This is a genomic window from Paraburkholderia lebeckiae (genome assembly GCF_014201005.1).
GTDB lineage: Bacteria > Pseudomonadota > Gammaproteobacteria > Burkholderiales > Burkholderiaceae > Paraburkholderia > Paraburkholderia tuberum.
In genome coordinates, this window is the sequence record NZ_JACHDK010000014.1 from 25,927 (window position 1) to 46,657 (window position 20,731).

Here is a 20,731-nt window from a genome sequence, read left to right on the forward strand (position 1 = left end):
GCGCGGGAACCCGTCGTTGCGGCACACTCTGGACATCCCGATGGAAAAGCGCTCCTACTTCGGCACCAGCGCGCTGCCCTACCTGCTCGTCGCGCCGCAGCTGCTCATCACGCTCGTGTTCTTCCTCTGGCCGGCGGGCGTCGCGCTCTGGCAATCGACGCAAACCCAGGACGCGTTCGGTACGTCGAGCGCGTTCGTCGGACTCGCGAACTTCAAACAGCTCTTCGCCGACCCGCTGTATCTGGCGTCGTTCAACACGACGATCGTGTTCTGCACGCTCGTCACCGTGTCGGGCCTCGTGATATCGCTGTTGCTCGCGGTCTGCGCGGATCGCGTGACGCGCGGCGCGAAGGCCTATCAAACGCTGCTGATCTGGCCGTACGCGGTCGCGCCCGCGATCGCCGCGGTGCTGTGGTCGTTCCTGTTCAACCCGAGCATCGGCCTCGTCACGTATGCGCTCGCGAGATACGGCATCGTGTGGAATCACGCGCTGAACCCCGGTCAGGCGATGTTCCTCGTCGTGCTCGCGTCGGTGTGGCAGCAGATCAGCTATAACTTCCTGTTCTTCTATGCGGGCCTGCAGGCGATTCCGCGCTCGCTGATCGAAGCGGCCGCGATCGACGGCGCCGGTCCGGTGCGCCGCTTCTTCGGCATCGCCCTGCCGCTGCTGTCGCCGACCACGTTCTTTCTGCTGGTGATCAACATCACCTACGCGTTCTTCGACACCTTTCCCGTGATCGACGCGGCAACCGGCGGCGGCCCAGGCCAGGCCACTCGCACGCTGATCTACAAGATTTTCGCCGAAGGCTTCCAGGGGCTCGACATCGGCAGTTCGGGCGCGCAGTCGGTCGTGCTGATGATCATCGTCGTGGCGCTGACCGTCGTGCAATTCCGCTTCATCGAACGCAGGGTTCAATACTCATGATCGAGAACCGACGCGGTTTCGACCTGTTCTGTCACGCGGTGCTGATCATCGGCGTCGCGCTGGTGGTGTTTCCGGTGTACGTCGCGTTCTGCGCGGCGACGATGAGCGAGCACGAGGTGTTCACGGTGCCGCTGTCGCTCGTGCCGAGCACGCATCTGTTCGAGAACATCGTCACGATCTGGACGCAGGGCACCGGCAACGCCGCGGCGCCGTTCAATCGCATGCTGTTCAACAGCCTCGTGATGGCGCTCGTCATCGCGATCGGCAAGATCGCCGTATCGATGATCTCCGCGTACGCGATCGTCTACTTCCGCTTTCCGTTTCGCACGCTCGCGTTCTGGCTGATCTTCATCACGCTGATGCTGCCGGTCGAAGTGCGGATTTTCCCGACCGTGCAGGTGGTGTCGTCGATGCATCTGAGCAATACGTACACCGGTTTGACGCTGCCTCTGATCGCGTCGGCGACCGCGACGTTCCTGTTCCGCCAGTTCTTCAAGACGCTGCCGGACGAGCTGATGGAAGCCGCGCGCATCGACGGCGCGGGCGCGCTGCGCTTCTTCTGGGACGTCGTGCTGCCGCTGTCGCGGACCACGATGGCGGCGCTCTTCGTGATCACGTTCATCTACGGCTGGAACCAGTATCTGTGGCCGATCCTGATCACCAGCCAGCAGTCGCTGATCACCGCGGTGATCGGCATCAAGGGGATGATCGCCTCGGGCGATACCGCGACCGAATGGCATCTGGTGATGACGGCCACGCTGCTCGCGATGCTGCCGCCGCTCGTCGTCGTGCTGACGATGCAGCGCTGGTTCGTGCGCGGCCTCGTGGATTCGGAAAAATGATCCGGTATGGCGGACTGCGCCAAGCACTCAAAATCAAAGGCTAGAACGGCATGGCTGCACTGACTCTGCAAAGCGTTAAGAAAACCTACGACGGCAAACAGTTCGTGTTGCACGGCATCGACGTCGACGTCGCCGACGGCGAATTCGTCGTCATGGTCGGCCCGTCCGGCTGCGGCAAATCGACCTTGCTGCGGATGGTCGCCGGGCTCGAGCGCATCTCCGACGGCAGCATTTCGATCGCCGGCAAGGTCGTCAACGAACTGGAGCCGAAGGATCGCAACATCGCGATGGTGTTCCAGAACTACGCGCTGTATCCGCATATGAGCGTGGCCGAGAACATGGGTTACGCGCTGAAGATCGCGGGCGTCGATCGTGCGCAGATCGCGAAACGCGTCGAAGCCGCCGCGCAGATTCTCGAGCTCGGCGCGCTGCTGCAGCGCAAGCCGCGCGAGTTGTCGGGCGGGCAGCGGCAGCGCGTCGCGATGGGCCGCGCGATCGTGCGCGAGCCGGCGGTGTTTCTGTTCGACGAGCCGCTGTCGAATCTCGACGCGCGTCTGCGCGTGCAGATGCGCCTCGAAATCCAGCGCCTGCATGCGCGCCTCAAGACCACGAGTCTGTACGTCACGCACGATCAGATCGAAGCGATGACGCTGGCGCAGCGCGTGATCGTGATGAACCAGGGCCACGCCGAGCAGATCGGCGCGCCGACCGAAGTCTACGAGCGGCCAGCCACGGTGTTCGTCGCGAGCTTCATCGGCTCGCCGGGGATGAACCTGCTCGAAGGCCGTGTCTCGGACGACGGCTCGACCTTCGACGTCGCCGGCAACGGTCCGAAGCTGCCGCTCGCGGGCGTGCCGTCGATCGGCCGCGAAGTCGCGACAGGCCGCGAGTGGACGCTCGGCATTCGCCCCGAGCATCTGAGCCCGGGCACGGCCAACGCACCGTTCGCGACACTGAGCGTCGATTCTTGCGAAATTCTCGGCGCGGACAATCTCGCGCACGGCCGCTGGGGCAAGCACGATGTGACCGCGCGGCTGCCTCACGCGCATCGTCCCGCGGCCGGCGAGGCGCTGCAGGTCGTGCTGCCCGCGCAGCATCTGCACTTCTTCGATCCGGCGACTGGACGGCGCGCGAACTGAGACGCCCGCGGAGCGCCGCGACGGCGGCCCGCCGCCGGAACTCCCCTGCCGCCCGGCCCTCGCCGCGAAGTACAATGCCACCTGAACCACATGCCGCGCGCGGCAGCGCCGTCGAATCCGACGCCGCGCCGGCCGGCGCCGGGTGTTCCGCCCGGCCCTCACACCGATTACCCATTCACCCCCGACTGCCCGCCCGCACGCGGCCGGCGTCGTCAACGTCTACTGCAAGCAAATGGCCCAATACGTTTTCACCATGAACCGGGTCGGCAAAATCGTGCCGCCCAAGCGCCAGATCCTCAAAGACATTTCGCTATCGTTCTTCCCCGGCGCGAAGATCGGCCTGCTCGGCCTGAACGGCTCGGGCAAGTCGACCCTGATCCGCATCATGGCCGGTGTGGACACGGAGATCGAAGGCGAAGCGACACCGATGCCGAACCTGAACATCGGCTATCTGCCGCAGGAGCCGCAACTCGATCCGCAGAAAACCGTGCGTGAAGCGGTCGAGGAAGGCCTCGGCGACGTGTTCAACGCGCAGAAAAAGCTCGACGAGATCTACGCGGCCTACGCGGAGCCGGACGCCGACTTCGATGCGCTCGCCGCCGAGCAGGCGAAGTACGAAGCGATCCTCGCAACGACCGACGGCAGCGCCGAGCAGCAGATCGAAATCGCTGCCGACGCACTGCGCCTGCCGGCATGGGACGCGAAGATCGAGCATCTGTCGGGCGGCGAAAAGCGCCGCGTCGCGCTGTGCAAGCTGCTGCTGCAAAAGCCCGACATGCTGCTGCTCGACGAGCCGACCAACCACCTCGACGCGGAATCGGTCGAATGGCTCGAGCAGTTCCTGACGCGCTTCCCGGGCACCGTGGTCGCCGTCACGCACGATCGCTACTTCCTCGACAACGCCGCCGAGTGGATTCTCGAACTCGACCGCGGTCACGGCATTCCGTGGAAGGGCAACTACAGCAGCTGGCTCGATCAGAAGGAAGAGCGCCTGAAGCAGGAAGAAGCGTCGGAGTCCGCGCGTCAGAAGGCGATCAAGAAGGAACTCGAGTGGGTGCGCCAGAACCCGAAGGGCCGTCAGGCGAAGTCGAAGGCGCGTATCGCGCGCTTCGAGGAACTGAACAGCCAGGACTACCAGAAGCGCAACGAAACGCAGGAAATCTTCATTCCGGTCGGCGACCGCCTCGGCAATGAAGTGATCGAGTTCAAGAACGTCAGCAAGTCGTACGGCGACCGGCTGCTGCTCGATAACGTCAGCTTCAAGATCCCGGCCGGCGCGATCGTCGGCATCATCGGTCCGAACGGCGCCGGCAAGTCGACGCTGTTCCGGATGCTGACCGGTCGCGAACAACCGGATTCGGGCGAAATCGTGCAGGGTCCGACCGTCAAGCTCGCTTACGTGGACCAGAGCCGCGAAGCGCTCGCAGGCACCAAGACCGTGTTCGAGGAAATCTCGGGTGGTGCCGACGTGCTGACGGTCGGCAAGTACGAAACGCCGTCGCGCGCGTATATCGGCCGCTTCAATTTCAAGGGCGGCGACCAGCAGAAGATCGTCGGCAATCTGTCCGGCGGCGAGCGCGGTCGTCTGCATCTGGCGAAGACGCTGATCGCGGGCGGCAACGTACTGCTGCTCGACGAACCGTCGAACGACCTCGACGTCGAAACGCTGCGCGCGCTCGAAGACGCGCTGCTCGAATTCGCGGGCTCGGTGCTCGTGATTTCGCACGATCGCTGGTTCCTCGATCGCATCGCGACGCATATCCTCGCGTTCGAAGGCGACTCGCAAGTCACGTTCTTCGACGGCAACTACCAGGAATACGAAGCGGACAAGCGCGCGCGTCTCGGCGAGGAAGGCGCGCGGCCGAAGCGCCTGCGCTACAAACCGATCTCGCGTTAAGAAGCGGGCGGACGACGGCCCGTCTGGCGCAATGCCGGATGGGCCGCGGGGCATGCGCGTTGCTGACCGTCGCTAGATGGAGGCGCGCGTGAAAGTCTCGCGCACGCGACAGACGGTCAACACCACGCCGCGCGATGCGGTGACGAGGAGACAGGCATGGCGATGTCGAAGGTCAGGCGCTGGATCGTCGTCTTGGGGGCAACGCTATTGGCGTTGATTCTGATCGCGATCGGCGCAATGCAATTCGCGCAACAGGAGGTCAAGAATCGCGTCAGCGCGGCGCTCGGGCCGCTTGGCAGCGCCGACAGTATCGACGTCGGCCTCACCTCGGTACACCTCACCCACGTCGTGCTAAAAGCGCCGCCTGGCTGGCCAGCGGGCGAACCGCTACGCGCCGACGAAATCACGATCACCCCGGACGTGCGCGATCTGATCGCGCGGCGCATGCATATCCGCGAGGTCGTCGTGCGCGGCTTCGACATGGCCGTGTTACGCACGAAGGACGGCTCGCTGAATCTGCTGCCGAACCTGCGCGAATCGCTTAACCGCGGCGATCAGCCGGGCAACGCCGGCACGGCGCCGCCGATCCCGCGCGAAAAGCTGGTCGACCATATCCGCTTCGAACACGGCAACTTCCATTTCTACGACATGACTGTCGGGCCGCCGCCGTTCAAGGTCACGGTCAGCAACGCCAACGCAAGCGTCGACCATCTGCATTTGCCGGCGCTTACCGAACCGACCAATGTCAGCGTTCGCGGCTCGATGAAGGGCCCGGCGCATACGGGCACCGCGACGTTCGACGGCTGGATCAAAATCGCCAGCCGCGATTCGCAGACGACGAGCACGCTGCACGGCGTCGATATTGCGATGCTCGATCCGTATCTGCTGAAGAAGGCCGGCACGCGCGCACAGGTGACGGGCGGCACCGTCGACCTGACGATCGAATCGACGGTGCGGAACTATCATCTCCATGCGCCCGGCACGGTGACGGTCCGCAATCTGCAACTCGCCGAATCCGACAATCCGCTCGAGACGTTCATGTCGATTCCGACCCGCGCCGCCGTCGCGGCGCTGAAGACGCATAACGGCGACATCACGCTGCATTTCGTGCTCGACGGCGATCTGCGCGATCCGAAGTTCTCGGTGCGCGAAGGAATCCTCACGCGCATCGGCGCGGGGTTTGCGAAGGCGCTCGGGGTCAGCGTCGAAGGCGTCGCGAAGGGTGCGGGCGAGACCGTCAAGGGTCTTGGCAATGCGCTGAAGAATCTGCTGGGGCAGTAGCGGCGGCGGTCAGCTCAAACCGGCAAGCCCAATTCGCGCAGCTTGGCTTCCGTTTGCGCGGTGCCCGTGTGATGCACGCCGTGCCAGCCGAGCGCCGTCGCGGCTTCGGCGTTCTTCGCGTTGTCGTCGATGAAGACAAGTTCGGCCGGCTCGACACCGGGCATTTGCAGTTCGATGCGCCGGCGCATCTCCGAGAAGATCGCCGGGTCGGGCTTCACGAGCTTCACGCGCCCCGACACGACGATGTCGCGAAACCGCCGCAGAACCGGATAGTGTTCCCACGCGTACGGAAACGTCTCGGCCGACCAGTTGGTCAGCCCGAAGAGCGGCACCTCGGCCGCTTCGAGCTTTTCCATCAGCGCGATGCCGTCGTCGAGTACACCCGCCACCATCTGGTGCCAGCGTGCATAGAACGCGCGGATCAGCGGTTCGTGATCGGGAAACCGCGCGATCAGCTCGTCGGTGGCTTCGACGATCGGCTGACCGCCATCCTGGCGGATCACCCAGTCCATCGAGCAGACGTGCGTGAGGAACCAGCGGCGCTCGACTTCGTCGGGAATCAGCTCGCGGTACAGGTACTCGGGACTCCAGTCGATCAGCACACCGCCGAAATCGAACACCACTGCCTTGATCGCCATGCGCCACGCTCCTTCGGAAGGTCGTCGCTACGCTCAGATGGGTTGCGTGCGCAGTTCCAGCCACGCTTTCGCGTCGCCCGAAACATGCGGCGCGAGGCGCGTGCGCACCGTCTCGTGATACGCGTTGAGCCACGCACGCTCGTCGTCGCGCAGCAGCGACAGCTCGATGCAGCGCGTATCGATCGGGCACAACGTCAGCGTTTCGAACTTCAGGAAGTCGCCGAATTCGGTTTTTTCCGCCGCCACGTTCAGCACGAGGTTTTCGATTCGCACGCCCCACTTGCCCGGCCGATACAGACCCGGCTCGTTCGATGTGATCATGCCCTCCTCCATCGCGGTCCACGGTTCGGCCGGCGCGTAGTGCGAGATCACCTGCGGGCCTTCGTGCACGTTCAGGAAGTAGCCGACCCCGTGACCGGTGCCGTGGCCATAGTCGGCGCCGGCCTGCCAGATCGGCGCGCGCGCGATCGCGTCGAGCATCGGCGAGCGGATGCCGCGCGGGAATTGCGCGCGTGACAGCGCGATCATGCCCTTCAGCACGACCGTGAAATCGCGGCGCTGTTCGTTGCTCGGCGTGCCGACCGGGACGACGCGCGTGATGTCGGTCGTGCCGCTCAGATACTGGCCGCCCGAATCGATCAGCAGCAGGCCATTGCCTTCGATCACCGCATGCGACTCCTCGGTCGCGCGATAGTGCGGCATCGCGCCGTTCGCATTGAAGCCCGCGATCGTCGCGAAGCTCAGCGACACGAAGCCGGGACGGCGCGCGCGAGCTGCCGTCAGACGCTCGTCGATCGTCAGCTCGGTGACGCGCTCGCGGCCGAGCGCGCTTTCGAACCACGCGAAGAATTCGGCGAGCGCGGCGCCGTCCTGCTCCATCGTCTCGCGCACGTGCGTGGCATCGGCGGCGGTCTTGCACGACTTCAGGAAAGTGGACGGATTGACCGCCTCGACCACCTTGACCGACGACGGCACCGCCTGCAGCGAGCCGTACGTGATGCGGCGCGGATCGATCAGCAGCGTGCTGCCGGCCGGCAGGGCGGCAAGCGCGTCGGCGGTTTTCGCGTACGGCTCGACGCTGATGCCGTCGCGCGCGAGCACTTCGGCGAGCGCTGGCGACACCTTGCCGTCGGCGATAAACAGCGACACCCGATCCACGCCGATCAGCGCGTGCGCGACGAACACCGGGTTGTAGCTGACGTCGGCGCCGCGCAGATTCAGCAGCCAAGCGAGGTCGTCGAGCGTCGAGATGAAGTGCCACTGCGCGCCTTTCTCGACCATCGCGCGACGCACTTGCGCAAGCTTGTCCGCGCGTGTGACGCCCGCTTGCGGCGCGGCGTGCTCGAAGACGGCGTCGGCGGGCAGCGCCGGGCGCTGCGCCCAGATCGCGTCGAACAGGTCGAGGTCGGTGCGCAATCGCACGCCGTGCGCGTTCAGTGCGGCGCTCAACGCGCGCGCGGCCGCGACGCCCAGCACCGCGCCGTCCACACCGACCGTGCCGCCGCTCGCGACGTTCTGCGCGAGCCATTCGAAATGCGGCGTCGTGAGCTGGCCGCCGGTCATCTTCATCAGCTCGACACCGCTGCCGGCGAGCTGCGCACTCGCCTGCTCCCAGTAGCGGCTGTCGGTCCAGACGCCGGCGAAATCGGCGGTGACGATCAGCGTGCCGGCCGAGCCGGTGAAGCCCGACAGCCACTGGCGGCCTTGCCAGCGCCCTGGCAGATACTCGGACAGATGCGGATCCGCCGACGGCACGAGGTAAGCGGCAATGCCTTCGCGCGCCATCGCAGCGCGCAGGCTCGCAAGGCGCTCGGGAATGGAGGAGGTTTCGGGAAGTCGGGCGTTCATGGAGTTACCTGCAAGGATTCATCGACGGATTGACCGGCGCGTTGATTGACGCGACAAGAGGCCGACCGTCACGGCGACGGCGATGAGCGCGACGGCGGTGCATACCGGCCATTCGAGCATGTCGCCGTCATGGAAGAGACTTGTCACATTGCCGGCCATCCGCGCGACGCTCGTGCCGAGCACACCGGCCAACAGCGCGGCCCACCAGCGGGCGCGGCTCGCGCGGCGCTGCGGATGCAACCACCAGCCCGCGAGGCCGATCACCGCGCCGAGTACGAGAATGCCTGGCCAACCCATCAGGCGTCGACTCCAGACTGGGCGCTCAAACACGGCAAGATAAATTTCGGATTCGTCTCATAGGCGAAAGGAGCCGCCAACGCTAGCATTTTTGCCTCCTCAACTATACAAGTTCAGCACGGCGCTTTCCGCATAGCGGTTGAGTTTAGGGATCGGGGTGTGCTTAGGCAAGTTGTAAGTCTGACGAAAACGCCTCATGCTTCGCCCGTTGCCAGGCTGACGCAGCGCCATGCGCATCGCCCTTATCGAACCCGACGTCCAACACGCCAAACTGGTTGACCGGCTCATTTTCGCCGGCGGCCACGCGTGCCAGCACTTCACCACTAGCGCCACCTTCCTGCAGCGCGCTACCGACGAATTTTTCGACCTGTTGATCACCGAAAGTTGGGCCGGCGACCATTGCGCCGAAGACGTGATCCCGCGCGCGCGCTCCATTCTGCCGGGCCTGCCCGTCATGATGCTGCTGACCGCACCGCGCGAATGCCAGATCGTCGCCGCGCTGCATGCCGGCGCCGACGACTGTCTCAGCAAGCCAGTGCGCGGCCCCGAAATGCTCGCGCGTGTCGAGGCGCTGCAACGCCGTGCGGGCCTGCGGCGGCCGCCCAACCGTCGACGCGACGTGATCGGCGGCTATACGTTCGACGCGGCGAATTTGGCCGTGACATTCCGCGACCTGACCGTGATCCTGACGCCGAAGGAATTCCGCCTCGCGCTGGTGCTGTTCAACAATCTCGCGCGGCCGGTGTCGCGCGCGCATATTCTCGAAACCGTGTGGGCCCGCCGCCGCGACGTAAAGTCGCGCACCATCGACACCCACGCGTCGCGCGTGCGCAGCAAGTTGCAACTGCGCCCGGAGCTTGGCTACACGCTGACGCCGGTCTATGGTTACGGTTACCAGCTCGACGCGATCCCGCCGGAGAGCCTGACAGGCGCGAACTGACGCATGCGGGATATATGGCGGGCAGGATGTGAGTATCGTGGAAACGCTATAATATACGGCTGAACGATAGCTCCCCCAAATGCAGCTTCTAACGATCGGAATCAACCATCACACTGCGCCTGTCGCCTTGCGCGAACGCGTGGCGTTTCCGCTCGAACAGATAAAGCCCGCTCTGGATACGTTCAAAGGCATCTGGCTGGGCCACATGGCCCCCAACGCGCCCGAGGCGGCAATTCTGTCCACCTGCAACCGCACCGAACTCTACTGCGCGACCGACGACCTCGCCGCGCGCGAAGCCTCGGTGCAGTGGCTGTCGAAGTACCACAACCTCCCCATCGATGAACTCGCGCCGCACGTCTATGCATTGCCGCAGTCCGAAGCCGTGCGCCATGCGTTCCGCGTCGCGTCGGGGCTCGATTCGATGGTGCTCGGCGAAACGCAGATCGTCGGACAAATGAAGGACGCGGTGCGCACCGCCTCCGAAGCCGGCGCGCTCGGTACCTATCTGAATCAGCTATTCCAGCGCACCTTCGCCGTCGCGAAGGAAGTGCGCAGCACGACCGAAATCGGCGCGCAGTCGGTGTCGATGGCCGCCGCCGCGGTACGCCTCGCCCAACGGATTTTCGACAAGATCGCGAACCAGCGCGTGCTGTTCATCGGTGCTGGCGAAATGATCGAACTTTGCGCGACGCACTTCGCGGCGCAGCATCCGCGGGAACTCGTCGTCGCGAACCGAACCGCCGAGCGCGGCATGCGGCTCGCCGAGCGCTTCAACGGCCGCGCCATTCCGCTCTCCGAGTTACCCGCGCGGATGCACGAATTCGACATCATCGTGTCGTGCACAGCGTCCACGTTGCCGATCATCGGTCTTGGCGCGGTCGAGCGCGCGGTCAAGGCGCGCCGTCACCGGCCGATTTTCATGGTCGACCTCGCGGTGCCGCGCGACATCGAACCCGAAGCCGGCCAGCTCGAAGACGTGTTCCTGTACACCGTCGACGACCTCGGCGCGATCGTCCGCGAAGGCAATGCGTCGCGCCAGGCCGCGGTCGCGCAGGCCGAAGCGATCATCGAAACGCGCGTGCAGAACTTCATGCAGTGGCTTGATGCGCGCAGCATCGTACCGGTGATCCGCCACATGCACACGCAGGCCGACACGCTGCGCCGCGCGGAGGTCGAACGCGCGCAGAAAATGCTCGCGCGCGGCGACGATCCGGCCGCAGTCCTCGAGGCACTGTCGCAATCGCTCACCAACAAGCTGATCCATGGTCCTACGCACGCGCTGAATCGCGCGAGCACCGACAATCGCGACAAGCTGATCGAGCTGATGAGCGGCTTCTACAAACACTCCGGCTCTACCGAACGTTAGCGGCGCAGTGCTCGCCGCACCCCGCGCGCCACCGCCGTGGCTCGCAAAGTGCTTCGCCCCGGGCATTCGCCCGTTCTCCTGGCCGCATCCATTCCGGAGTCCCCTCCGCTACCCGCCCGATGAAAACGAGCATGCAACGCAAGCTCGACCAGCTGACCACCCGGCTGGCCGAACTGAACGACCTGTTGAGCCGCGAGGACATCACCGCCAACCTCGACCAATACCGCAAGCTGACGCGCGAACACGCGGAGCTCGGCCCGCTCGTCGAGCATTACGGGCTGTGGCGCCAGGCGCAAAACGACGCCGCCACCGCGCAGGAACTGCTCGCCGACGCGTCGATGCGCGATTTCGCCGAAGATGAGATCCGCGCAGCACGCGATCGTATGGAGGCGCTCGGCGTCGAACTGCAGAAAATGCTGCTGCCGAAAGATCCAAACGACGAGCGCAACATTTTCCTCGAAATCCGCGCGGGCACCGGCGGCGACGAATCCGCGCTGTTCGCGGGCGATCTGCTGCGCATGTATCTGCGCTATGCCGAGCGCAACCGCTGGCAGGTCGAGATGATGTCGGCGAGCGAATCGGACCTCGGCGGCTATCGCGAAGTGATCGTGCGAATTGCCGGCGATGCCGCGTATTCGAAACTGAAGTTCGAGTCGGGCGGGCATCGCGTGCAGCGCGTGCCGGCCACCGAAACGCAGGGCCGCATCCATACCTCGGCGTGCACGGTCGCGGTGATGCCGGAGGCGGACGAGATCGGCGAAGTCGAGATCAATCCGGGCGATTTGCGTATCGACACGTTCCGCGCGTCGGGCGCGGGCGGCCAGCACATCAACAAGACCGACTCGGCGGTGCGCGTCACGCACTTGCCGACGGGCATCGTCGTCGAATGTCAGGACGACCGCTCGCAGCACAAGAACAAGGATCGCGCGCTGAAGGTGCTCGCCGCGCGCATCAAGGACAAGCAGGCGCACGAGCAGCAGGCGAAGGAAGCGGCGACGCGCAAGAACCTGATCGGCTCGGGCGACCGTTCGGAGCGCATCCGCACGTACAACTTCCCGCAGGGGCGCCTCACCGATCACCGCATCAATCTGACGCTGTATCGCCTCGACGCGATCATGGACGGCGATCTCGAAGAACTGATCGCTGCGCTTGTCAGCGAGCATCAGGCCGAACTGCTGGCCTCGCTCGGCGACGCCGACTAACGCCCCGCCAATGACCGACGCCTCCCCGGCTCCGCTCGACCCCACCGCTCTGCCCGCCACGGCCGAGGCGCTATTGCGCGCATCGCCGCTGCCGCCGCTCGAAGCGCGGATTCTGCTCACGCATGTGCTCGGTTGGCGGCGCACGCAGCTGATCACGCGCGGCGAGGAGCCGCTCGAACGCGCAAGCGTCGAGCGTTATCGCACGTTCGAGGCGCGGCGCATGGCCGGCGAGCCGGTCGCGCAGCTCGTCGGTGCGCGCGAATTCTTCGGGCTCGAATTCGAAGTGACGCCGCACGTGCTGATTCCGCGTCCTGAGACCGAGCTGCTGGTGGAGACCGCGCTCGCGGCGATCGAACCTCGGCCGCGCCCACGTGTGCTCGATCTCGGCACCGGGACCGGCGCAATCGCGGTGGCGATCGCGTCGATGCGGCCCGACGCGCAGGTCTGGGCGCTCGACCGCTCGGCCGACGCGCTCGCCGTCGCCGCGCGCAACAGCGCGCGCCTGCTCGACGTGAAACGCCCGGGGGGCGCCGTCGTTTTCCTGCCCAGCGACTGGTACGACTCGCTCGACGCCGCGTTGCGCTTCGATGCGATCGTCAGCAATCCACCGTATATCGCGAGCGGCGACCCGCATCTGCGTGAGGGCGATCTGCGCTTCGAGCCGCGCGGCGCGCTCACCGACGAGGCCGACGGCCTCAGCGCGATCCGCGCGATCGTCGGCGGCGCCCCCGAGCGTCTCGCCGCCGACGGCACGCTTTGGATCGAACATGGCTACGACCAGGCCGAAGCCGTGCGCGGGTTGCTGAGCGAACGCGGTTTTGCCGAGGTCCGCTCGGCGCGCGATCTCGCCGGCATCGAGCGGATCAGCGGCGGCGTGCTGCGCGCCGCTGCGTCCTGAGCGCGGTCGCCGGGCTAAAACCCCAAGCGCGACGTGGCTGCGGCCGCCCGTAGCGAAATCCGCTATCATTTCAGCCTAATCTCATCCTTTATCGGAACCGCAAGGTCAGTCATGGATACGCAACAACGCATCAAGCAAATCGTCGACGGCAACAACGTCGTTCTCTTCATGAAGGGCACGGCCCAGTTCCCGATGTGCGGTTTTTCCGGCCGCGCCATCCAGATCCTGAAGGCGTGCGGTGCCGGTGAAATCAAGACCGTCAACGTGCTCGAAGACGACGAAATCCGTCAGGGCATCAAGGTGTTCTCGAACTGGCCGACCATTCCGCAGCTGTACGTGAAGGGCGAATTCATCGGCGGCTCGGACATCATGATGGAGATGTACGAATCGGGCGAACTGCAGCAGCTGTTCGCCGCGGCCTGAGCGTTCTGCGCTTCGTTCGCTTCATCAGGCGCCGCAAGCCATGCAGCAAGCACGCACCGCGGTGCCTCGCCGGCTGATCGTCGCGATCACCGGCGCCACCGGCGCCATCTACGGCATCCGGCTGCTCGAGACGCTGCGGCGGCTCGGCGGCGTCGAGAGTCACCTGCTGATTTCGAGCGCGGGTTGGCTCAACATCCAGCATGAACTCCAGTTGGGCAAGGAAGACGTGCATCCGCTCGCGGATGTCGTCCATTCGGTGCGCGATGTTGGCGCGAGCATCGCATCCGGCTCGTTCGCGACCGACGGCATGATCGTCGCGCCCTGCTCGATGAAAACTCTCGCCAGCATCGCGCACGGTTTCGCCGACAACCTGATCACCCGCGCCGCCGACGTCACACTGAAGGAGCGTCGCCGTCTCGTGCTGCTGGTGCGCGAAACGCCGTTCAATCTCGCGCATCTGCGCAATATGACGGCCGTCACCGAAATGGGTGGAGTGATCTTCCCGCCGCTGCCCGCGTTCTATAACCGGCCTGCTTCGATCGACGAGATGGTCGACCACACTGTCGCACGCGTGCTCGATCTGTTTGGGCTGGGGCCGGCGTTATCGCCGGCGTGGGAAGGATTGCGGGGCGCGCAGGATTAACCGCGACAACGCGGATTAACAACTGCCGCGATGCAATCAATTCCCGCCGAACCCATTTATCAAGCTGGCGTGCGAACCTATATTGGTAGCAATCCAATTTCTGCGTGTCGTGCTTACACGGCCGCGTTGCTGTCATGAACCGCTCACCTTCGCTTTTCCTGTCTCACGGCGCACCCACGTTGCCGATCGATCCGTCGATGCCGTCCGCCGAGTTCGGCGCGCTCGGCACGCAATTGCCGCGTCCCGCGGCAATCCTGATGTTATCGGCGCACTGGGGCACCGCGCAGCCACTCGCGAGCATCGCGACGGCGCCTGAAACCATCCACGATTTTTATGGTTTTCCGCGCCAGCTCTACGAAATCCAATACTCGGCGCCGGGCGCGCCCGACGTCGCACGTAGCGCCGCCGCGCTGCTCGGCGCGAACGGCATCGTCGCGGACGTGCAGCCGCGCGGACTCGACCACGGCGCATGGGTGCCGATGCTGCTGATGTTTCCGCGAGCGGACGTGCCGATCGCGCAACTGTCGATCCAACCGCGCAAGGACGCCGCGCATCATTTCCGCGTCGGCCGCGCGCTGCGCGCGCTGAAAGACGAAGGCGTGATGGTGATCGGCTCCGGCCAGATCACCCATAACCTGCGCGCCGCCGATTTCTCCGCGCGCCCGGAAGACGCCGATCCGCGTGTGGCCGAATTCACCGACTGGTTCGAGGACAAGCTTGTCGCGCGCGATATCGACGCGCTGCTCGACTATCGCCGCCAGGCGCCGCACGCGGTGTTGATGCATCCGACCGACGAGCATCTGTTGCCGGTATTCGCCGCGCTCGGCGCCGCCGACGACGACTATTCGCTCGCGATCCAGTCGCTCGGCACCTACCAACGCTCGCTCGCGATGACGAACTACGTGTTCGGGACCGCCTGATCCGGCTCGGGGTCGCGCACAAAGGTCAACAAAAAGCCCGCCTGATCATCGATCGGGAGGGCTTTTTATCGGCCCCGAAAGACCCGCGTCGAGCGGATCTTCGGTTTCGACCGGCGCTCAATGCGCGCCGATAACTTCGAGCACTTCGTCGTGCTCGATCCGCTCGTCCAGATACTCCGAACGATAGCCGCTGTTCACGCCCCAGAAGTAGAACGCCAACGAGAAGGCGATCACGACGAGCATGTCCCAGCCGTAAGGCAGAATGCCGAAGCCGCCAAACTCCTTGCTGCCGATCAGCGACAGGATCGCCATGATCGGCAGATACGCGACCAGCCACCAGGCAGCCTTCAGGTCACGGCCCCAGCCCTCGAAGCCCGACTTCGCCTGGAAGTAGAAATACACCGGCAGCGCGACGACCATCAGCAGAATGATTTCGCCGGTCAGCGGCCACCTCGCCCAGTACAGGATCAGCGACGCGCAGACGAACGCGAACGGCGCGATCACCTTCATGCCGGCGATGTGCAACGGGCGCTCGAGATCGGTTGCCGCTCGGCGCAGTGCCATCAGGCTGATCGGGCCGGTCAGGTACGAGATCACGGTCGCGACCGAAATCACCGCCGCGAGCGAACTCCAGCCGCGGAAGAAGAACAGGAAGATGAACGAGACGAGCAGGTTGAACCACATCGCGTTGCGCGGAACGCCATAGAACGGGTGCACGTTACCGAACATCTTCGGCATCGTGTTGTTGCGCTCCATCGCGTAGATCATGCGCGAGGTGGTCGCCATGTAGGTCGTACCGGTGCCGCTCGGGCTCACGAACGCGTCGACGTACAGCAGGATCGCCAGCCAGTTCAGGTTCAGCGCAATCGCCAGTTCCGCGAACGGCGAAGCAAAGCTGAAGTGGCTCCAGCCCTTCATCACGTCGGCCGGATTCACGGCGCCGATGTATGCGATCTGCAGCAACACGTAGATCACGAGCGCGAGCAGGATCGAGCCGATCACCGCGAACGGCACGCTCCTGGCCGGATTTCGCGCTTCACCGGCCAGGTTGATCGGGCTCTGGAAACCGTTGAATGCGAACACGATGCCGCTCGTCGCGACCGCGGTCAGCACCGCCGACCAGCCGTACGGCGCGAACGTGGTCGTCTGACCAAAGTTCTCGGTGTGGACGCCGGTCATCATCAGGCCGACGATCGTTGCGCCCGGGATCAGGAACTTGAAGATCGTGATCGCCGAGTTGGCGCGCGCGAACAGCTTGACGCCCCAGTAGTTGAGCAGGAAATAGATGATGACGAGCCCGGCGGACAGCAGTAGGCCGTTGGTCGTCAATGACCCGTCGACGAACAGCGCATGCGCCCAGGGATAGGGCCACGTACTCATATATTGGATCGATGCTTCGGCCTCGATCGGGATCACCGACACGATCGCGATCCAGTTAGCCCACGCGCTGATGAAACCGACCAGCGCGCCGTGCGAGTAGCGCGCATAGCGCACCATCCCGCCAGATTCCGGAAACATCGCACCGAGTTCCGCGTAGGTCAGCGCAATCGCGAGAATCACGACCGCACCGATGATCCATGCGCAAATCGCAGCCGGACCGGCGATTTTTGCAGCCTTCCACGCGCCGAACAGCCAACCCGATCCGATGATCGAGCCCAGACCGGTCAGCATCAGCGCGAATGGCCCGATGCTCCGTTGTATAGAACTTTTCACTTCTTCTCCTAAATCAGAACCATGTCGGCACCGTGTGACATCGCTTGTGGCGGGGGGGAACGGGGTGACGCGCATGTAAGCGCGTCCATATGCGGAATAGGTGCAACCGACGCGCGGCGCGTAGTTTAACGGTTGCACCGTGTTACTGCAGGGAAACGGGAGCCGAACTAAGGGTTCTCCCTAGCAAAAGGTTGGCCCCCTGCGCAAGCTTTGTAAGAAAATTTAGGACTAGTCCGGCAAAGTTTCGTCTAGACTGTTGACCTTCGTCCGAATTCGCCGTATAACGTTCGGGCAGGATTTCAAGTGGCGAGTGAAGTGGTTCTTTCGTAGTTCGCCCATCAACGGTACTCCGGTTGGTCCCATTACCCCCTTCCTTGATTTTCATGCACCCGGGCTTCGGCCTTATTCACCATTTTTTAGGAAAAAGTAATATGGAAACCGGTACCGTCAAGTGGTTCAACGACGCTAAGGGCTTCGGCTTCATCACTCCGGACGGCGGCGGTGAAGATCTGTTCGCGCATTTCTCGGAAATTCGCACGGAAGGCTTCAAGACGCTGCAAGAAAACCAGAAGGTCACGTTTGAAGTGAAGACGGGCCCGAAGGGCAAGCAAGCGGCTAACATCAAGCCGGTGTAAGCTCCGCGCTTCCTTCTGGACGCAAAAAAACCCCGCCTCGGCGGGGTTTTTTATTACTGCTGCCAATCTGAATGCGCCGATTAACTTCGCATGACTTCGCAATTCGCGGCGGATTATTTGTTGATTATCCGGGATTATCCGAATACACGCCGCGCATGAATACCGAGGCCGGTCGCCACGCTCGCGAGACGATCGCCGAACACCGCTTGCGCGTCTGGAAACGCCGCGGCCAGCGCGCCCGACAGAAACGCGAGGCCGGTCGACCCGCCGGTGAAATAGATCGCGTCGACATCGCGCGGCGCGACGCCCGCCGCCTGCACCGTGTCGCGCGCGGCCTGCACGATGCGTCGCGTTTCTTCCTCGCCTGCCTTGACGAGCTGCGCTTCGTCGAACGCGAGACGCAGATCCTCTTCCACTTGCTCGAGATCGATCACGGTCTCGCCGCCCGCCGCCACGCCGATCTTGGCCTCTTCCGCGTGGGCGGCGAGCGCGTGCCCGAAACGCTGTTCGACCACGCGCATCAGCCGGTCGTGGTGCTTCGTCTCCGTGAAAAGGTGCCGCATCAGCGCGAGTTCGCTGACGCGCTTCGGCGTGTAGACGGTGTTGATCAGGTGCCAGGTCGCGAGATCGAAATAAATCCGGTTCGGGATTTCGCGCCCTTGCGGATCGAGCGACTGGTAGCCCAGTTCACGCAGTATCGTGGCGAGTTCGACGCGGCGGTCGAAGTCCGTACCCGCGACGTGCACGCCGTGGTGCGCGAGCACGTCGTCCTTGCGCTCGACGCGCTTCATCCGTTCCGGCCCCACTCGCACGAGCGAAAAGTCCGAGGTACCGCCGCCGATGTCCGCCACAAGCACGAGCCCCTCGGCGCTCAGGTGCGATTCGTAGTCGAACGCAGCCGCGATCGGTTCATACTGAAAGTGGATGTCGCGCAAGCCGGCCGTGCGCGCGGCGGCTTCGAGCTGTTGCTGCGCCATCTGGTCGGCGCGCGGGTCGTCGTCGACGAAGAACACCGGGCGGCCCAGCACCGCGCGGTCGATCGCGCCGCCGGCGCTCGCCTCGGCCGCGCGCTTCAGGTGAGTCAGGAACGTCGCGATCACCTCGGTGTACTTGATCGCACTGCCGTCGCCGAGATCGGTTGTATTCTCGGCGAGCGGCGAGCCGAGAATGCTTTTCATCGAGCGCATCAGCCGGCCGTCGAAACCGTCGATGTAAGCAGCGAGCGCCGCGCGCCCGAATTCGCTGGTGTGTTCGTCGGTATTGAAGAAGACCGCGGTGGGCAGCGTCGTGTACGCGCCTTCGACCGGCGCCAGCTTCAGCTGCGGGCCGGTCGGAACCGCGACGGCCGAATTGGAAGTACCGAAGTCAATCGCGCAATAGTTCATGGCAGGAATGGCCGCTCACGGCTGGCGCGCACAGAAAGGGGAGCGGCTTTGTATCACGAAAACTCCGTCAGCATCAACTGAAGCTGATGGGACGTCCGCAAGATCGTTAGAAATCATGGCGCGGAATGGATCTTGCTGCGTCCGACCGGATATGCCGTCCCATTTCGCCATCGAGGAGACTTCGCGTCATGAGCGTGCCGCCCACCGCCGCCGTCGATGACCAGCATGCCACGCTGATCGAAACCGATCTGCCGTCGCGGCTGGACCGTCTGCCGTGGGGCCGCTTTCATACGCTGATCGTGGTCGCGCTCGGCGTGACGTGGCTGCTCGACGGCCTTGAGGTGACGCTCGCCGGCGCGGTCGCGAGCGCGCTGAAAACCAGCCCGGCGCTGCGCTTTTCGAATGCCGAGGTCGGCCTCGCGGGCAGCGCATACATTACCGGCGCGGTGCTCGGTGCGCTCGGTTTCGGCTGGCTGACCGACCGGCTCGGCCGCCGCAAGCTGTTTTTCATCACGCTGACGCTCTATCTGGCCGCGACCGCGGCGACCGCGCTGTCGTGGAATCTGATGAGCTTCATGCTGTTCCGCTTCCTGACCGGCGCGGGTATCGGCGGCGAATACACGGCGATTAACTCGACGATCCAGGAATTCACGCCGGCACGCGTGCGCGGCTGGACCGACCTCGGCATCAACGGGACGTTCTGGGTGGGCGCGGGGCTCGGCGCCGCGGGCTCGCTGGTGCTGCTCGATCCGCACCTGCTGCCTTCCGACTGGGGCTGGCGCGCGTGTTTTTTCATCGGCGCGGTGCTCGCGCTGGCGATCCTGCCGATGCGCATCTGGATACCCGAAAGCCCGCGCTGGCTACTCACGCACGGCGACGAGCGCGACGCCCGCACGATCGTCGAGGGCATCGAGACGCGTTTTCGCGACGCCGGCCACACGCTCGCCGACGACGCCCTCACGCGGCTGCGGCTGCGCGCGCGCGACCATACGCCGTTGCGCGAGGTGTTCCACACGCTGTTCAACGTGCACCGGCGCCGCGCGCTGGTCGGTCTCACGTTGATGACCGCGCAGGCATTCTTCTACAACGCGATCTTTTTCACCTACGCGCTCGTCCTCACCGACTTCTATCACGTGCCGGGCGACGACATCGGCTGGTATCTGCTGCCTTTCGCGCTCGGCAATTTCCTGGGGCCGCTCGTGCTCGGGCGGCTGTTCGACGTGATCGGCCGACGCAAGATGATCGCCGCGACCTACGCGATGTCGGCGATCCTGCTGACGCTGTCCGGCTATCTGTTCGAGCGGCAACTGCTGAGCGTCGTCACGCAGACGGTCGCCTGGATGGTCATTTTCTTCTTTGCGTCGGCGGCCGCGAGTTCCGCGTATCTGACCGTGAGCGAATCGTTTCCACTCGAAATCCGCGCGCTCGCGATCGCGGTTTTCTATGCGTTCGGCACCGCGCTCGGCGGCATCATCGGGCCGGCGTTTTTCGGTCGGCTGATCGATACGCATCAGCGCAGCGAGGTGTTTTCGGGCTATCTGGTCGGCTCGGCGTTGATGCTCGCGGCGGCGCTCGTCGCGGCGATCTGGGGTGTCGACGCGGAGCGCAAGTCGCTCGAACATGTGGCTGCGCCGCTGTCGAGCGTGACGGATGGTGAGAACGGCATGGACGGCGCTGCATGAAAAACGCGCGGGCCGTGCCGCGCGTGCCTGACTGCTTCGTTGCTTATCGCCTGCGTT

At 64.6% G+C, this 20,731-nt stretch carries 19 protein-coding genes; 14 read left to right on the forward strand and 5 right to left on the reverse strand.

What is annotated here, in order from left to right; all coding sequences use genetic code 11:
* The first annotated feature begins 40 nt into the window (after positions 1–40).
* The 5 genes from ugpA (at position 41) to HDG39_RS23705 (ending at position 6,084) form a co-directional block, all read left to right on the forward strand.
* Positions 41–925: a sn-glycerol-3-phosphate ABC transporter permease UgpA gene (gene ugpA, locus HDG39_RS23685; protein WP_184009131.1), complete on the forward strand. Its 885-nt coding sequence runs from the start codon at positions 41–43 to the stop codon at positions 923–925.
* Positions 922–1,767: a sn-glycerol-3-phosphate ABC transporter permease UgpE gene (ugpE, locus tag HDG39_RS23690; RefSeq protein ID WP_018420112.1), complete on the forward strand. Its 846-nt coding sequence runs from the start codon at positions 922–924 to the stop codon at positions 1,765–1,767. The genes ugpA and ugpE overlap by 4 nt, the downstream gene beginning before the upstream one ends.
* 50 nt (positions 1,768–1,817) lie before the next feature.
* Complete coding sequence (locus HDG39_RS23695) at positions 1,818–2,906, forward strand: sn-glycerol-3-phosphate import ATP-binding protein UgpC (protein ID WP_184009133.1); 1,089 nt, start codon at positions 1,818–1,820, stop codon at positions 2,904–2,906.
* 232 nt (positions 2,907–3,138) lie between these two features.
* Positions 3,139–4,803, forward strand: coding sequence for an energy-dependent translational throttle protein EttA (gene ettA / locus HDG39_RS23700; RefSeq protein WP_018420110.1), 1,665 nt, complete (start codon positions 3,139–3,141; stop codon positions 4,801–4,803).
* 156 nt (positions 4,804–4,959) lie between these two features.
* A complete protein-coding gene (locus tag HDG39_RS23705; RefSeq protein ID WP_184009135.1) occupies positions 4,960–6,084 on the forward strand; it encodes a DUF748 domain-containing protein in 1,125 nt (374 codons plus the stop codon).
* A gap of 14 nt (positions 6,085–6,098) precedes the next feature.
* Here HDG39_RS23705 and HDG39_RS23710 read toward each other — a convergent pair whose 3' ends face one another.
* From HDG39_RS23710 to HDG39_RS23720, 3 genes are read right to left on the reverse strand one after another with little or no spacing between them, the layout of a single operon-like run.
* Complete coding sequence (locus HDG39_RS23710; RefSeq protein WP_184009136.1) at positions 6,099–6,722, reverse strand: HAD family hydrolase; 624 nt, start codon at positions 6,720–6,722, stop codon at positions 6,099–6,101.
* A 33-nt stretch (positions 6,723–6,755) separates the two neighbouring features.
* Positions 6,756–8,570 carry an aminopeptidase P family protein gene (locus HDG39_RS23715; RefSeq protein ID WP_184009138.1) on the reverse strand — a complete coding sequence of 605 codons (1,815 nt, stop codon included), beginning with the start codon at positions 8,568–8,570 and terminating at the stop codon, positions 6,756–6,758.
* Between the two features lie 18 nt (positions 8,571–8,588).
* Entirely contained in the window at positions 8,589–8,867 is a 279-nt protein-coding gene (locus HDG39_RS23720; RefSeq protein WP_184009140.1) for a hypothetical protein, read from the reverse strand.
* 229 nt (positions 8,868–9,096) lie between these two features.
* Here HDG39_RS23720 and HDG39_RS23725 point away from each other — a divergent pair, with 229 nt between their 5' ends.
* The 7 genes from HDG39_RS23725 (at position 9,097) to HDG39_RS23755 (ending at position 15,259) form a co-directional block, all read left to right on the forward strand.
* Positions 9,097–9,807 (forward strand): response regulator transcription factor, encoded by a 711-nt coding sequence (locus tag HDG39_RS23725; protein WP_184009143.1) that lies wholly within the window; start codon positions 9,097–9,099, stop codon positions 9,805–9,807.
* A 79-nt stretch (positions 9,808–9,886) separates the two neighbouring features.
* Complete coding sequence (gene hemA, locus HDG39_RS23730; RefSeq protein WP_184009145.1) at positions 9,887–11,173, forward strand: glutamyl-tRNA reductase; 1,287 nt, start codon at positions 9,887–9,889, stop codon at positions 11,171–11,173.
* A 119-nt stretch (positions 11,174–11,292) separates the two neighbouring features.
* Complete coding sequence (gene prfA, locus HDG39_RS23735) at positions 11,293–12,375, forward strand: peptide chain release factor 1 (RefSeq protein ID WP_184009147.1); 1,083 nt, start codon at positions 11,293–11,295, stop codon at positions 12,373–12,375.
* Positions 12,376–12,385: 10 nt separating this feature from the next.
* The gene (gene prmC, locus HDG39_RS23740; RefSeq protein WP_184009149.1) at positions 12,386–13,273 is read left to right on the forward strand and encodes a peptide chain release factor N(5)-glutamine methyltransferase; all 888 of its coding nucleotides are present in this window, start codon (positions 12,386–12,388) and stop codon (positions 13,271–13,273) included.
* A gap of 111 nt (positions 13,274–13,384) precedes the next feature.
* A complete protein-coding gene (grxD, locus tag HDG39_RS23745) occupies positions 13,385–13,696 on the forward strand; it encodes a Grx4 family monothiol glutaredoxin (protein WP_018420101.1) in 312 nt (103 codons plus the stop codon).
* 40 nt (positions 13,697–13,736) lie between these two features.
* Positions 13,737–14,339 carry a UbiX family flavin prenyltransferase gene (locus HDG39_RS23750; protein WP_184009150.1) on the forward strand — a complete coding sequence of 201 codons (603 nt, stop codon included), beginning with the start codon at positions 13,737–13,739 and terminating at the stop codon, positions 14,337–14,339.
* Positions 14,340–14,473: 134 nt separating this feature from the next.
* Positions 14,474–15,259: a DODA-type extradiol aromatic ring-opening family dioxygenase gene (locus HDG39_RS23755; RefSeq protein WP_184009152.1), complete on the forward strand. Its 786-nt coding sequence runs from the start codon at positions 14,474–14,476 to the stop codon at positions 15,257–15,259.
* Between the two features lie 117 nt (positions 15,260–15,376).
* Here HDG39_RS23755 and HDG39_RS23760 read toward each other — a convergent pair whose 3' ends face one another.
* A complete protein-coding gene (locus tag HDG39_RS23760; protein WP_184009154.1) occupies positions 15,377–16,972 on the reverse strand; it encodes an APC family permease in 1,596 nt (531 codons plus the stop codon).
* 431 nt (positions 16,973–17,403) lie between these two features.
* Here HDG39_RS23760 and HDG39_RS23765 point away from each other — a divergent pair, with 431 nt between their 5' ends.
* On the forward strand, positions 17,404–17,607 hold the full coding sequence (locus tag HDG39_RS23765; protein WP_007180251.1) for a cold-shock protein: 204 nt from the start codon (positions 17,404–17,406) through the stop codon (positions 17,605–17,607).
* Between the two features lie 134 nt (positions 17,608–17,741).
* Here HDG39_RS23765 and HDG39_RS23770 read toward each other — a convergent pair whose 3' ends face one another.
* The gene (locus HDG39_RS23770; RefSeq protein ID WP_184009156.1) at positions 17,742–18,992 is read right to left on the reverse strand and encodes an Hsp70 family protein; all 1,251 of its coding nucleotides are present in this window, start codon (positions 18,990–18,992) and stop codon (positions 17,742–17,744) included.
* Positions 18,993–19,180: 188 nt separating this feature from the next.
* Between HDG39_RS23770 and HDG39_RS23775 the strand changes: the two genes are divergently transcribed.
* Positions 19,181–20,674 carry an MFS transporter gene (locus HDG39_RS23775; protein WP_184009158.1) on the forward strand — a complete coding sequence of 498 codons (1,494 nt, stop codon included), beginning with the start codon at positions 19,181–19,183 and terminating at the stop codon, positions 20,672–20,674.
* Positions 20,675–20,731 lie beyond the last annotated feature (57 nt).

Excerpts from the sequence above, each read along its gene's own strand:
- ugpA (WP_184009131.1), top strand. The coding sequence starts at position 41 with ATGGAAAAGCGCTCCTACTTCGGCACCAGCGCGCTGCCCTACCTGCTC.
- ugpE (WP_018420112.1), top strand. The coding sequence starts at position 922 with ATGATCGAGAACCGACGCGGTTTCGACCTGTTCTGTCACGCGGTGCTG.
- HDG39_RS23695 (WP_184009133.1), top strand. The coding sequence starts at position 1,818 with ATGGCTGCACTGACTCTGCAAAGCGTTAAGAAAACCTACGACGGCAAA.
- ettA (WP_018420110.1), top strand. The coding sequence starts at position 3,139 with ATGGCCCAATACGTTTTCACCATGAACCGGGTCGGCAAAATCGTGCCG.
- HDG39_RS23705 (WP_184009135.1), top strand. The coding sequence starts at position 4,960 with ATGGCGATGTCGAAGGTCAGGCGCTGGATCGTCGTCTTGGGGGCAACG.
- HDG39_RS23710 (WP_184009136.1), bottom strand. The coding sequence starts at position 6,722 with ATGGCGATCAAGGCAGTGGTGTTCGATTTCGGCGGTGTGCTGATCGAC.
- HDG39_RS23715 (WP_184009138.1), bottom strand. The coding sequence starts at position 8,570 with ATGAACGCCCGACTTCCCGAAACCTCCTCCATTCCCGAGCGCCTTGCG.
- HDG39_RS23720 (WP_184009140.1), bottom strand. The coding sequence starts at position 8,867 with ATGGGTTGGCCAGGCATTCTCGTACTCGGCGCGGTGATCGGCCTCGCG.
- HDG39_RS23725 (WP_184009143.1), top strand. The coding sequence starts at position 9,097 with ATGCGCATCGCCCTTATCGAACCCGACGTCCAACACGCCAAACTGGTT.
- hemA (WP_184009145.1), top strand. The coding sequence starts at position 9,887 with ATGCAGCTTCTAACGATCGGAATCAACCATCACACTGCGCCTGTCGCC.
- prfA (WP_184009147.1), top strand. The coding sequence starts at position 11,293 with ATGAAAACGAGCATGCAACGCAAGCTCGACCAGCTGACCACCCGGCTG.
- prmC (WP_184009149.1), top strand. The coding sequence starts at position 12,386 with ATGACCGACGCCTCCCCGGCTCCGCTCGACCCCACCGCTCTGCCCGCC.
- grxD (WP_018420101.1), top strand. The coding sequence starts at position 13,385 with ATGGATACGCAACAACGCATCAAGCAAATCGTCGACGGCAACAACGTC.
- HDG39_RS23750 (WP_184009150.1), top strand. The coding sequence starts at position 13,737 with ATGCAGCAAGCACGCACCGCGGTGCCTCGCCGGCTGATCGTCGCGATC.
- HDG39_RS23755 (WP_184009152.1), top strand. The coding sequence starts at position 14,474 with ATGAACCGCTCACCTTCGCTTTTCCTGTCTCACGGCGCACCCACGTTG.
- HDG39_RS23765 (WP_007180251.1), top strand. The coding sequence starts at position 17,404 with ATGGAAACCGGTACCGTCAAGTGGTTCAACGACGCTAAGGGCTTCGGC.
- HDG39_RS23770 (WP_184009156.1), bottom strand. The coding sequence starts at position 18,992 with ATGAACTATTGCGCGATTGACTTCGGTACTTCCAATTCGGCCGTCGCG.
- HDG39_RS23775 (WP_184009158.1), top strand. The coding sequence starts at position 19,181 with ATGAGCGTGCCGCCCACCGCCGCCGTCGATGACCAGCATGCCACGCTG.